Source organism: Streptomyces sp. NBC_01283, assembly GCF_041435335.1.
Classification (GTDB): domain Bacteria; phylum Actinomycetota; class Actinomycetes; order Streptomycetales; family Streptomycetaceae; genus Streptomyces.
In genome coordinates this window covers 5,753,600-5,765,320 of record NZ_CP108430.1, presented here as the reverse complement: position 1 = coordinate 5,765,320, position 11,721 = coordinate 5,753,600, and the positions used below count along the sequence as shown (strand labels likewise).

Annotated in this window: 12 protein-coding genes; 4 read left to right on the top strand and 8 right to left on the bottom strand. The window is 71.0% G+C overall.

Going from position 1 to position 11,721, the window contains the following annotated elements; translation table 11 throughout:
- Positions 1 to 11: 11 nt before the first annotated feature.
- The 4 genes from OG302_RS26255 to OG302_RS26240 form a co-directional block, all read right to left on the bottom strand.
- Positions 12 to 1,136, bottom strand: coding sequence for a TIGR03364 family FAD-dependent oxidoreductase (locus OG302_RS26255; RefSeq protein WP_371529011.1), 1,125 nt, complete (start codon positions 1,134 to 1,136; stop codon positions 12 to 14).
- Between the two features lie 147 nt (positions 1,137 to 1,283).
- Positions 1,284 to 2,075, bottom strand: a complete 792-nt coding sequence (locus tag OG302_RS26250; protein ID WP_371529010.1) for a GntR family transcriptional regulator — start codon at positions 2,073 to 2,075, stop codon at positions 1,284 to 1,286.
- Between the two features lie 102 nt (positions 2,076 to 2,177).
- Positions 2,178 to 2,987, bottom strand: a complete 810-nt coding sequence (locus OG302_RS26245; protein WP_371529009.1) for a hypothetical protein — start codon at positions 2,985 to 2,987, stop codon at positions 2,178 to 2,180.
- A 338-nt stretch (positions 2,988 to 3,325) separates the two neighbouring features.
- Positions 3,326 to 4,519 (bottom strand): ROK family protein, encoded by a 1,194-nt coding sequence (locus OG302_RS26240; RefSeq protein ID WP_371529008.1) that lies wholly within the window; start codon positions 4,517 to 4,519, stop codon positions 3,326 to 3,328.
- 48 nt (positions 4,520 to 4,567) lie between these two features.
- Between OG302_RS26240 and OG302_RS26235 the strand changes: the two genes are divergently transcribed.
- Together OG302_RS26235 and OG302_RS26230 are read left to right on the top strand one after the other, a co-directional pair.
- Entirely contained in the window at positions 4,568 to 5,665 is a 1,098-nt protein-coding gene (locus tag OG302_RS26235) for a Gfo/Idh/MocA family oxidoreductase (protein WP_371529007.1), read from the top strand.
- Positions 5,662 to 6,141, top strand: coding sequence for a heme-degrading domain-containing protein (locus tag OG302_RS26230; protein WP_371529006.1), 480 nt, complete (start codon positions 5,662 to 5,664; stop codon positions 6,139 to 6,141). Before OG302_RS26235 ends, OG302_RS26230 begins: the two co-directional genes overlap by 4 nt.
- Before the next feature lie 77 nt (positions 6,142 to 6,218).
- Here the strand turns inward: OG302_RS26230 and OG302_RS26225 are convergent, their stop codons facing one another.
- The 4 genes from OG302_RS26225 to OG302_RS26210 all read right to left on the bottom strand — a co-directional run bounded on the left by OG302_RS26225 (position 6,219) and on the right by OG302_RS26210 (position 9,411).
- Positions 6,219 to 7,076 carry a fumarylacetoacetate hydrolase family protein gene (locus OG302_RS26225; protein ID WP_371529005.1) on the bottom strand — a complete coding sequence of 286 codons (858 nt, stop codon included), beginning with the start codon at positions 7,074 to 7,076 and terminating at the stop codon, positions 6,219 to 6,221.
- A gap of 135 nt (positions 7,077 to 7,211) precedes the next feature.
- Positions 7,212 to 7,982: a YidC/Oxa1 family membrane protein insertase gene (locus tag OG302_RS26220; protein ID WP_371750237.1), complete on the bottom strand. Its 771-nt coding sequence runs from the start codon at positions 7,980 to 7,982 to the stop codon at positions 7,212 to 7,214.
- A 147-nt stretch (positions 7,983 to 8,129) separates the two neighbouring features.
- Positions 8,130 to 8,450 carry a DUF6412 domain-containing protein gene (locus tag OG302_RS26215; RefSeq protein WP_361836382.1) on the bottom strand — a complete coding sequence of 107 codons (321 nt, stop codon included), beginning with the start codon at positions 8,448 to 8,450 and terminating at the stop codon, positions 8,130 to 8,132.
- Positions 8,451 to 8,556: 106 nt separating this feature from the next.
- A complete protein-coding gene (locus OG302_RS26210; RefSeq protein ID WP_371529004.1) occupies positions 8,557 to 9,411 on the bottom strand; it encodes a class E sortase in 855 nt (284 codons plus the stop codon).
- Positions 9,412 to 9,573: 162 nt separating this feature from the next.
- Here OG302_RS26210 and OG302_RS26205 point away from each other — a divergent pair, with 162 nt between their 5' ends.
- Positions 9,574 to 10,596, top strand: a complete 1,023-nt coding sequence (locus OG302_RS26205) for an SEC-C metal-binding domain-containing protein (RefSeq protein ID WP_371529003.1) — start codon at positions 9,574 to 9,576, stop codon at positions 10,594 to 10,596.
- Between the two features lie 139 nt (positions 10,597 to 10,735).
- Positions 10,736 to 11,710, top strand: a complete 975-nt coding sequence (locus OG302_RS26200) for a NaeI family type II restriction endonuclease (protein ID WP_371529002.1) — start codon at positions 10,736 to 10,738, stop codon at positions 11,708 to 11,710.
- Positions 11,711 to 11,721: the final 11 nt, after the last annotated feature.

The window sequence follows — 11,721 nt, the reverse complement described above, 5'->3', positions numbered from 1 at the left end:
TCGCAACTCCCTCACCATCCCAACTCGTCGGCGGTCTTCTCGGCGATCGCGGGCGAGCACGTCATGCCGCGCCCGCCGGGCCCGGTGACCAGCCACACGCCCTCGCGGACCTGCTGCCGGTGCACGACGCGGGCCGTGTCGACGCACTGCGCGTACACCCCGGCCCAGCGCCGCCTGATCTTCGGCAGCGGGCGGCCCAGGAAGCCCTCGACGACCTCGGTCAGGTGGTCGTAGGGGTCTTCGAGGGTGTCGAAGGCGAAGGGGTGCTCGTACTCGTGGGTGTCGCCGATGGTCAGGCCGCCGTCCTCGCGCTGCACCATGAGCAGCTGCATCTTGTGCTCGGCGGCGGTCGGCGCCTGCGGCTGCCCGGAGTTGAGCGCTTCGAGGGCGTCCGACTTGTAGGCGGGGTAGTAGCGGAAGCTGTCGGCGTCGGCGACGGAGGTGGTGAGCTCCTCGCCGAGGGGCTCCGTCTGCATCATCTGCAGCCGGACGCGGCGCACGGGCAGGCCGGGTCCCGCCAGCTCGCGGACGAGGCCGCCGAGCCAGGCGCCGGTGGCGAGCACGACGACGTCACCGGTGTGTACGTCGCCGTGGTCGTCCCGCACCGCGTTCTCGCCGACGACCTCGCGGACCTCACGGCCGGGCAGGAAGGTGTAGCGGTGCGAGGACAGCAAGGCTTCCCGGAGCCGGAGTTGGGCCACGCGCGGCTCCACGGCCGCGTCGCGCTCGCACCACAGTCCTGCGATGAAGTCGCCCCGCAGCGCCGGGTTGAGGGCGCGGGCCTCGTCGGCGTCCAGCAGCTTGTAGCCGCGGGCCGTTGCGTCGGGGCGGGCGAGGGCGGCCTCGGCGACCGCGCGCTCACGCTCGTTGCGCACGAGGGTGAGGGAGCCGTTGGCCCGGAAGCCGATGCCCTCCACCCGTGCGCCTATCTCCTCCCACAGCTCGCGGGCCCGCAGGGCGGTGTCCAGCTCCTCGCCCCCGGCGCGGCCGCTCACCCATATCTGCCCGAAGTTGCGCAGCGAGGCGCCGCGAGCCTCACTCTCGCGCTCGATCTGTACGACCTCGTGGCCGCGTTCCACTGCATGCCAGGCGTGCATGGTTCCCACCACGCCGGCTCCTACGACGATGACTCTCACGGCGGCAACGCTCCTGGGGACGGGTGACCCGCCGTGGTCCGGACGGCGACGGGATGGTGAACGGGCACCCAAGCTTGGCCTAGACCCGTTATGTTCTCGTTACCTGAATCAAGTGCAGTCGGGTGTCGGCTGCGGGGGGAGGAGGGATCAGCCGCCGTCGCCCAGATGGGTGGTGAAGGAGAACCGGTCGCCGCGGTAGAGGGTGCGGACGCGTTCCAGGGGGCTGCCGGAGGTGTCGCGGGAGACGCGGTGGATCAGCAGCATGGGCAGCGCGGGAGGGGTGCCGATGAGCAGGGCCTCGCGGGGCGTGGCCAGGACGGTCTCGATGCGTTCGTCGGCGTCGCCGAAGGAGATGCCGAGCCGGTCGCGCAGGTAGGCGTAGAAGGAGGAGTCGGGCTCGAAATCCCGGTCGAGGGCGGGGGCGCGGGTCACGGAGACGTATGTGCTCTCCAGGCCGACCCGTTCGTCGTCGGCGAGCAGCACACGCTCCATGTGCCAGACGGGCTCCCCCTGCTTGACACCGATCTCGGCGGCGAGGGCCCCGGGGGCGGGGAATTGGTCGAGGGAGATGAGATGTCGCCCCGGGGTACGCCCCTGTCGTCGTACGCCTTCGGTGTAGCTCGCGAGGGACAGGGGCTGCTCCAGCTTGGGGCCCGCGACGACGGTGCCGCGGCCCTGCCTGCGCAGCCGCCCTTCGAGCAGCAGTTCACGCAGTGCCTGCCGGACGGTCTCCCGGGCGACCTCGTACCGCACGGCGAGGTCCCGCTCGGTCGGCAGCGTCTGCCCGTCCCCCAACTCCTCTATGAGGTCGGCGATCCGGGCCTTCACCGCGTAGTACTTCGGGATGCGGCCGTGCTCGGGGATGCCGGAGCGGATGGGGGCGCCGGGGGCCTGGCCGAGCAGGTGTGCGGGAGGGTGCGGGGGGTTCGGGTTGTCCACCCGGGGATGTTCGCAGACGTACGTGAACGGGCACGTGAACACCCGCTGTCCGCGCGGGGCTCGGCGTCGGCGTGCGGGGTTCGGCGTCGGCGTGTGGGGCTTTCAGCGTCGGCGTGCGGCCCGCAGGCGCCTCGCGCCTACGACGAGGGCCCAGCCCGCGGCGAACAGCGCACCGGCGACGGCGCTGACGCCGAGCAGGGCGCGGGGCCCCGTGGCGGCGAGTTCATCGGCGTACGAGGACGACCCTCCGGCATCTGAGTCCCCTTGCCCGCCGCTGCCGCCGCCGTGGAGGTCCGACGCACCGTCGCCGCCGTCGCGTCCGCCGCTCTCGCCGGCGTCGGTTCCGCCGTCGGCACCGTCACCGTCCCCATCTCCATCCCCATCCCCATTGCCCTGGCCTTCATGGGCATCGATGGCGAACGGATAGTCCTCGGACTCGCCCACCCAGTCGCCGTCGTCGGCACGGCGCTGGACGACGGCGGCGGAGATGACGGCGCGCTCGGAGCGGGCCTCCGAGGTGAAGGAGAGCCGCACCTTCACGGCGAGGGTCCGACCGGCCTTGACCGTGAACCCGGGGAATCCGTCGTCGAAGACGCCGACGTTCTCGTCCCGGTCGGACCGCTCGAACGCGACGGGACGCCAGCGCTTGCCGTCGCGGAACTCCAACTGGACCTCGCGGGGCCGCAGCTCGCGCTCCTTGTCGACGATGACGACGACGGGGTGGATGTTTCCGCAGGTGCCGCGGGTGGTGTTGGCCAACTCGACGGACCAGCGCCGGTAGCCGCCACCGGCCTCGTATGCGGCGGGCCCCCCTCGGATCCGCGTCCCGATGGGAAAGCCCTCACTCCCGGGATCGGAGCAGGTGGGGGGCTGAGCGGCCCCCGGCAGCGGTACGGAACCTGCAGCCGGCACCCCACTCTCCATGGCAGCCACTGGAACCGCCCCGGGCAGGAGAACAGCGGCGACGACGGTGATGCCGGAGGCGAGCGGACGGCGGAGTCGCATGAGGGGCCTTTGCTGGACGCGGGCGGGCGGGAGCGGGGGCCTTGTGTGGCAGGGAACCGACCGCGAGATTGCCACGCCCCCCGCCCTCCCCCGCCCACGCCACCCCCGGTACGGCCGACTGGCCCGCGCAAGTCCGCCCTATCAGCCGACTTTCCGTTAATTCGGGTTGCCGGGGTCGGGTGGGGTGGGTGGTGGGTGCGGGCGCGGATTCTGGCGGCCGGGGCGCCCCGCCCCTGCCCGCCCCCCTACCCCCTCCCCACCGGAAACGCCGCGTTCGCCCTGCCGAAGAGTGGGGTCAGTACCAGTTGGGCCGCGCCCTCCGCCACGCCTCGGTCGCCGCCGGGTGCGATGGACACCGGGACCTCCGTGCCGTCGCCGCCCTGCCTCGCGCGGGTGGTGAGTACCTCGCCGACTCCTCGTACGAAGCGTTCCTCGTCGGCCAGGACCGCCCGGCCACCCAGCAGTACGAGGTCGATGTCGAGCAGGCTGACCAGGTTCCCCGCCCCCGCTCCGAGGACCCGCGCCGCCTCGTCCAGATCGCCCCGCGCGACCGCCGCCAGGCACAGCGCCTCGATGCAGCCGCGGTTGCCGCATTCGCACCGCGGGCCGTCCAGCTGGATCACCTGGTGGCCGAACTCGCCCGCCCCGGTGCGCGCACCCCGGTAGAGACTTCCGCCCAGTACGAGGCCCGCGCCCAACCCCGTCCCGAGGTGCAGATAGGCGAAGGACTCCGCCACCCCGCCCAGCGCGAGGCCCAGGGCCGCCGCGTTCGTGTCCTTGTCCACGACCACCGGCAGCCCGAGCCGCCCCGCGAACGCGTCCCGCAGCGGGAAGCCGTCCCACGCGGGGAAACCCGTCACGCGGTGCAGCACCCCGTCGGAGTGGTCGAGCGGACCCGGCAGCGCGATCCCCACACCGAGCAGACCTGCTCCCGCCCCCGCATCCGGGCCCCTGTCCGGGCCCGGTTTCAGGCCAGGGGCCAAGCCCCGCACCACCTTCACCGCCGCCTCCACCACCGCCTCCGCACCGGCGGCGAAATCCAGCGGTGCCCGGCGTTCCGCGACCACGTGGCCCGTCAGGTCGGCCAGGACCGCGGTCAGTTCGTCGCGGTCCAGGTGGAGGCCGATCGCGTGGCCCGCGTCCGGGACCAGGCGCAGGAGCGTGCGCGGCTTGCCTCCCGTGGAGGCGCGCCGGCCCGCCTCCGCCGCGAGCCCCTCCGTACGCAGCCGCGCGGTGATCTTGCTGACGGCCTGCGGCGTGAGCCCCGTACGCTCGGCCAGTTCCAGACGGCTTATGCCGCCGTCGCCCGCCGTGCGCAGCAGGTCGAGCACCAGGGCGGCGTTGTGCCCGCGCAGCGCAGGCAGGTTCACCCCGCCGCCCGTCCGACCACCGCCGCCGACCCTCTCGGCTCCCACATCAGTCCTGTTCACACCCCCCATTGTCGCCCGCGCTTGCGCTTTGGCAACACCGTTGCTTAAGTGGAACGCATGACTGGTACAGGCTCCCCTCTACGTGGCTCCCCTCTACGCGTCGCCCTCATCGGATACGGCCTCGCGGGCTCCGTCTTCCATGCCCCGCTGATCGCCGCCACCGAGGGCCTCGCCCTCGACACGGTCGTCACGTCGAACCCCGAGCGGCAGGCCCAGGCCCGCGCCGAGTTCGGTGACGGGCTGAACTTCGCCGCGTCGGCCGACGACCTCTGGGCCCGTGCGGACGAGCTCGACCTGGTGGTGATCGCCTCCCCGAACAAGACGCACGTCGCGCTCGCGACCGCCGCCCTCAAGGCGGGCCTCCCGGTCGTCGTGGACAAGCCGATCGCGGGCACGGCAGCCGAGGCCCGCGAGCTCGCGGCACTCGCCGACGACCGCGGGCTGCTCCTCTCCGTCTTCCAGAACCGCCGCTGGGACAACGACTTCCGCACTCTCCGGAAGCTCATCACCGACGGCGAGCTCGGCGATGTATGGCGCTTCGAGTCCCGCTTCGAGCGGTGGCGCCCGCAGCCCAAGGGCGGCTGGCGCGAGTCCGGTAACCCCGAAGAGATCGGAGGTCTGCTGTACGACCTCGGGTCCCACGTGGTCGACCAGGCCCTCGTTCTCTTCGGTCCCGCACGCTCCGTGTACGCCGAGTCGGACGTCCGCCGCCCCGGCGCCGAGGCCGACGACGACACGTTCATCGCGATCACCCACGAGAGCGGCGTCCGCTCGCACCTGTACGTGAGCGCCACCACCGCCCAGCTCGGCCCGCGCTTCCGCGCGCTCGGCTCGGCGGCGGGCTACGTGAAGTACGGCCTCGACCCGCAGGAAGCCGCACTCCGCGACGGCAAGCGGCCCACCAGCGAGGACAGTTGGGGCGAGGAGCTCGAATGCATGTGGGGCCGCGTCGGCTCCGGCGAGTCCCCGCTGACCGGCGGCGGCAACCCGGTCAAGACGCTGCCGGGCGACTACCCCGCGTACTACGCGGCCGTGGCCGCGGCGCTCCGCGGCACCGGCGAGAACCCGGTCTCCGCGCACGAGGCGGCATCGGCCCTGGACGTCCTGGAGGCGGCACGCCGCTCGGCCCGCGACGGTGTGACGGTGGTCGTATGACGACGCCCGCCGCACCGACGGTCGAGGAGCTGGAGGCCCAGGAACTCCGCCTGGTCCTCCCTCACTTCACATACGAGGATGCCTGGGCACTCGGCACCCTCCTGGTCGATCTCGCCCGCGGACGCCGGGCCCCGGTGGCCGTCGACATCACCCGCGGCGGCCAGCAGCTCTTCCACGCCGCACTGCCTGGCTCGACCCCGGACAACGACGCCTGGATCCAGCGCAAGCGCCGGGTCGTCGAACGCTACGGCTGCTCGTCGTTCCTGGTCGGCACGCGTTTCCGCGCCAAGGGGACGACGTTCGAGGAGTCCTCGCGCCTGGACCCGGACGTGTACGCGGCGCACGGCGGCGCGTTCCCGATCGCGGTGCGCGGCGCGGGCGTCATCGGCACGGTCGTGGTGTCGGGTCTCCCGCAGGCCGCGGACCACGCGCTGGTGGTGGAGGCGCTGGAGCGGTTCGCGGAGGGCTCCGCGTAACCCGTGGCGGGGAGCGCCGCGATGCCAACGGCGCTCCCCGCCAGGCGAGTTACGGGATACGTGCCCGTGCTTACGGGTTACGCGTCCTTCAGCTCCTGGCGCTGCCTGCCCAGACCCTCGATCTCCAGCTCCACCACATCACCGGCCCGCAGGTACGGCTTCGGCTCCGGCTGGCCCATGGCCACGCCCGCCGGCGTACCGGTGTTGATGACGTCACCCGGGTACAGGGTCATGAACTGGCTTACGTAGCGCACCACTTCGGCCACCGGGAAGATCTGCTGGGCCGTGGTCCCGTCCTGCTTCAGCTCGCCGTTGACCCAGAGCTTCAGGGACAGCGCCTGCGGGTCGGGGACCTCGTCCGTCGTCACCAGCCACGGGCCCAGCGGGTTGAACGTCTCGCAGTTCTTGCCCTTGTCCCAGGTGCCGCCGCGCTCGATCTGGAACTCGCGCTCGGACACGTCGTGCGACACCGCGTACCCGGCGACGTGCGCGAGCGCCTCCGCGTCGGACTCCAGGTAGCGGGCGGTGCGCCCGATGACGATCGCGAGCTCGACCTCCCAGTCGGTCTTGACCGACTTGCGCGGCACCAGCACGGTGTCGGCGGGCCCGACCACCGTGTCCGCCGCCTTGAAGAAGATGACGGGTTCGGTGGGCGGCGTGGCCCCGGTCTCGGCCGCGTGGTCGTGGTAGTTGAGCCCGATGCACACGACCTTGCCGATCCGGCCCACCGGCGGCCCGACCCGCAGCCCCTGCGCGTCGAGCACGGGCAGCTCGCCCGACTCGGCGGCGGCCCGGACCCGGTCGAGGGCGCTCGCGTCGGAGAGCAGCGCCCCGTCGATGTCCGTGACGGTCCCTGACAGGTCCCGCAGCGTGCCTTCGGCGTCGAGCAGCGCCGGGCGCTCGGCCCCCGCTGTACCGACTCGCAGCAGCTTCATGGTCAATCTCCCTTGGTCGAGCGCGCCCACTCACCTCCGACGGGCCGCTGATCGCTGGGTCGCGGCCATCGGAGGATTGGAAGATCCTCCAAGGTCGCTGTCCATCCCGCAAGACCCTGTTCACGGACCGGACCGTTACCCGGCAGTAGCCAGCGCCCCGGCGCCGATCGGCACGTCGCGGTAGAGGACGGCCCGCTCGACCGCGCTCCAGGTGGTGCTGGTGACCACGTACAGCGCGGCTGCCAGCGGCACGAAGGCGACGGTGAACAGCGTCATGTACGACATGAACGGCATGACCTTGGTCATCGCGCCCATGCCGGGCACCTGCTGGCCCGCGTCGCCCGCGGGCGTGGCGGCGGCCGTCGCGGCCATCTGCGTCTTCGTACGCCGGAAGTTGAAGGTCGCGACGGCGGCCACGATCGCGAAGAGCCCGAGGTAGACGAGGCCCTGCGCCCCGAAGACCCCGCCATCGCCGAGCGCGTCCGCCCACCGCCCGCCCAGCGGCGCCTCGAAGAGCTTGTGGCCGAGGAGCGAGTTGGCCTCGCCGCCGATGCTGGTGTTGGAGAACAGGTGGTAGAGCAGGAAGAACGCCGGGAGCTGGAACAGGCTGGGCAGGCACCCGGAGAGCGGCGAGACCTTCTCCGCCGCGTGCAGTTCAAGGACCGCCTTCTGCAGCTTCTCGGGGTTCTTGGCGTGCTTCTTGCGCAGCTCGGCGATCTGCGGGTTCAGCCTGGCGCGTGCCTTCTGGCCACGGGCCGACGCCCGCGACAAGGGGTGGACGAGGAGTCGTACGCACGCGGTGAACAGCACGATGGCGGCGGCCGTCGCGGAGGCGTGGAAGAGCGGTTCGAGCAGGTCGGCGAGGGAGCCGACCAAGCCGGCGAACACGGACATGAAAGGAGACAGGAAACCGAACATGGAGAAGCCCTCCGGGGGTCTCGTCGTGCCGGGAAAAGGTGCGGAAGCTCTTTTCGGCGTGACGGCCCGCGAGGGGTGCTCCGGGTTTCTGGTGCGCCCCTACGTTTCTGGTGCGCCCTACGTTTCCGGTGCGCCCTACGCGGCCGTCAGGACGAGACGTCCCGGTGCTCGGGGTCGCCTGCGGCCCGAGGCATCGGGGTCGCGCTGGGGCAGGAACGCGGTGCGCTTCTCGCGATCGCGGATGGCCGTACGCACGCGGGTGCGGGGCACGGCGGGTGCGCAGCGCGCGGCGATGACCGAGCAGGCGGCGAGTGCGGAGCCCGCGGCGGCGGTCGCGGCGAGCGCGACGGCGGCGGTGAGGCTGCTCGCGTCGAGGAGGACGACCTCGACGAGGAGGAAGAGGAGAAGACCGGTGGGACGGAGGGCGGCTTTCCAGCCGCGGAGTGCGTCCTGCATGTCCGGGTCCCCCTCTCATCGCTCGTTCATTGACGCAACGTATCGATACGTCGTGTCGCCTACCGCCCGTTATACAGGATCGGCCCCGCCGGCCGTAGGGGTCGCCCTACCGGGGCCGCATGGACCGCAGCTTGCCCCACACGATGAGCCGGTACTTGGAGGTGTACTCGGGGGTGCAGGTGGTGAGGGTGATGTAGTAACCGGGGGAGCTGTAGCCGTGCCCGGCTTTCACGTCACTGCGGGGAACCGGCCGGATGACCCCGCCGTCACGGGCGGAGGTCTGGCCGAGCGTCGCGTCGACGACGTACGTATAGACGGCGCTCTTGGTCTCGACGAACAGCTCGTCCCCGTCGCCCAGCCGATCGATGCGCCGGAAGGGCTCCCCGTGGGTGTTGCGATGCCCGGCGAGAGCGAAGTTCCCGCCTTCCCCGGGCTGGGCGGTGCGCGGATAGTGCCCGACGTACCCCTTGTTGAGTACGGCACTCTTGCTGACCCCCTCGGCCACGGGCACGCGGATCCCGATGCGCGGAATGCGGAGGACGGCGTAGGCCTGGTCCCAGTCGGGGGTGGGGGCGGTGACGGTGTGCGGCCGCCGGGCGGACTTCTGGGAGCCGGAGCCGGAGGCACGAGACGGGGTTTCGGCGGCGGGGTCGGCGCCAGACTCGGCGCCAGCATCCGCATCCGCATCCGCATCGGCATCGGCATCGGCATCGGCATCGGCATCGGCAGGAGCGGAGTCCGAGGGGCTCCCCCACTCCCGCTCAAGGGCCTGAACCTGGCGCTCGGCGCCTTCGCGGGCTTGGCGGTTGGTCCACCAGAGCTGATGGACGACGAGGAGCAGCAGGACGAGCCCGCAGGTGACGGCAACCTCGGCGCCGCCCCACACCAGACGGGCGGCACGCCCGCGCCGCCCCCGCCGCCCCTGCACAACAACAGGAACCCGCTCCACCCGCTCCCGCACGTCGGTACCTCCCCTCCCGAGAGGGCGGCAGGTTAAGCCCAAGCCCGCGAACTAGCCATGGGGCCCGCACGCCGGGGCCACAAAAGCGCGGCGGCCCTGCTCGACCCTGATCTGCACGGCAACCCTGCTGCAACGCCCCCACTCGGCAGTACGGTGTCCCGTATGCGCCCCGACACGCCTGCCGACCACATCGCCGAAGCCGAGCGCCTGGAGCGGACCGCCGGCTTGTACCCCGAGGACACCGAGCACCTGCTGCTCCAGGCCGCGGCCCACCTGGAACTGGCGGGCGAACGCGACCGCGCGACCACGCTCTACGACCGCCTGCTGGCCCCGGACGCCCCGCACCCGGCATCGGCCCCGACCCTCATCCGCGCCCTGAAGGCCTCGAACCTCTGGGAGTACGGCCACGAGGCGGAGGCAAGGGCGATCATCGACGGCGTACGGGCGGCGGCGCCGCGCGACCCGGCACCGTGGGTGATCGTGGCGGAGTCGCTGGAGGCCCACGACGAGCTGGCCCAAGCGCAGGAGACCTTCACGGAGGCCCTGGAACTCGTGCTGCCGCCCGGCTCCGGAGGCACCCCGTCCTACGACCAGCGCCCCCTGCTGTTCGGCCGCCACAGGGTGCGCCGCCTGCTGGGCGCGGAACACGACGCGTGGGACGCACTCGCAGACGAGGTCTCGTCGTCCCCCGTCCCCCTGGACGAACTGCACGACCCGAAGCGAATCTGGTCCCTGGGCTCGGACAACCCCGCGGAACTCCGCGCCGAAATCTCCCGCATCCAGGCGGAGTTGGGCTCCTACAGGGAGGCACTGTCCCGCCCGTTCCCGGTGGCGGTGCTGCACTGGCCGTCCACGGAACTGGAAGAACTCCTGACGGCGTACCCGTCACTGGAATCCGAATACCCCTCGCACGAGGCGCACTTGGCGACCATAGAGGAGTCATTGCGCGAGCTGTCAGCGTCCGGCACCCCCAACCTGGGAATCGTCACAGGCACGGTCCCGTCCTACGAAGCCTTCGCAGCCTCAGAGGGCACCGACCCAACGGACACCTCCCTACTCCCCCAGTACGCAACGACGCTGGCGGCAAGGGGTCGCGCTGCGGGGTGGCCACCGGAGGCGGGGGCGGTTTGCTGGTGCGGGTCGGGACGGGTCTATGGGGAGTGCCACGGGGTGCCGCAGGGCTAGGGCGACAGGGCGGGCACAGGTAGCCAGTTTCCTGCCCTCCGGAACCTAGAACCCCTGCGCCTGGCCATTGGACTGAACACACTCGACGACTGCCCGCCTACCGGACTGTTTGCTGCAACTCACCAATAGGATAAGGGAATTGCTTCCATTCGACGAAGACGTCGCAGCGGCGAAACGCATCCTTCACGACGGACTGCCGAAGCAGGACGATGAGCTCCTCAAGGTGCGCGAGCAGATCCAGGCCCTCGACCCCGACGGCCACCGGTTCGCATCCGTCCTCCGAGACACCATCGACATGCTCCTCAACGGTGAGACCACCGGGCGCTACGACTGGAAGACTCTCTTCAAGACGGAGAAGACACACGCTGGGACTTTGGTAGAGATCAACTTGCAGCGTGAGTTCAAATTCGCTGACGGCCTCGACATGGACTACCAAATCGCTGGCATTGATGTGGACTGCAAGTACTCCCAGCAGTTCGGTGGCTGGATGATCCCCCCGGAGGCCATGGGTCACATATGCCTCTTCGTCTGGGCCGACGACCACAAGAGCCGGTGGAGCGCCGGCCTGTTCCGGGTACGTGACGAGTGGCTGAACCACGGCGGAAACCGTGACTCAAAGCTCACGGTGAAGGCGGAGCACCGGAGCCGAATCATGTGGCTGTGGCGCAACGCGGACCTCCCAGAGAACGTACTTCTGCATATGGACCCGGCTGACCGGGAAGCCGTCTTCGCCTCCAAATCCGGGCAGCAGCGACTGAACGAGCTCTTCCGGAGAGTGCAGCAGCGGCGCATTGGCCGGAATGTTGTGCGGACGGTGGCCCAGCAGAAGGACTACATGAAGCGGGTCCGGGGCAACGGCGGGTCCCGCTCGGCTCTTCGGTCTGAGGGCATCCTCATCATGGGCGACTATGACAGCCATCGGAGAATCGCTGAGCAACTGGGCCTCCCGCCGTCTCGCGAAGGTGAGTTCGTGAGTGCACGCGTAGTTGCGGCCCAGTCGCACCACAGCCACCTGCCCCGAGCGTCCATCGACAGCTGCGACTGGGTGTTAGCCACGGCCGAGGATCCGCCGGAGACGGCACCAAAGCTGCCGGCACACACATCTCTCCTCTAGAACTTTCCCGC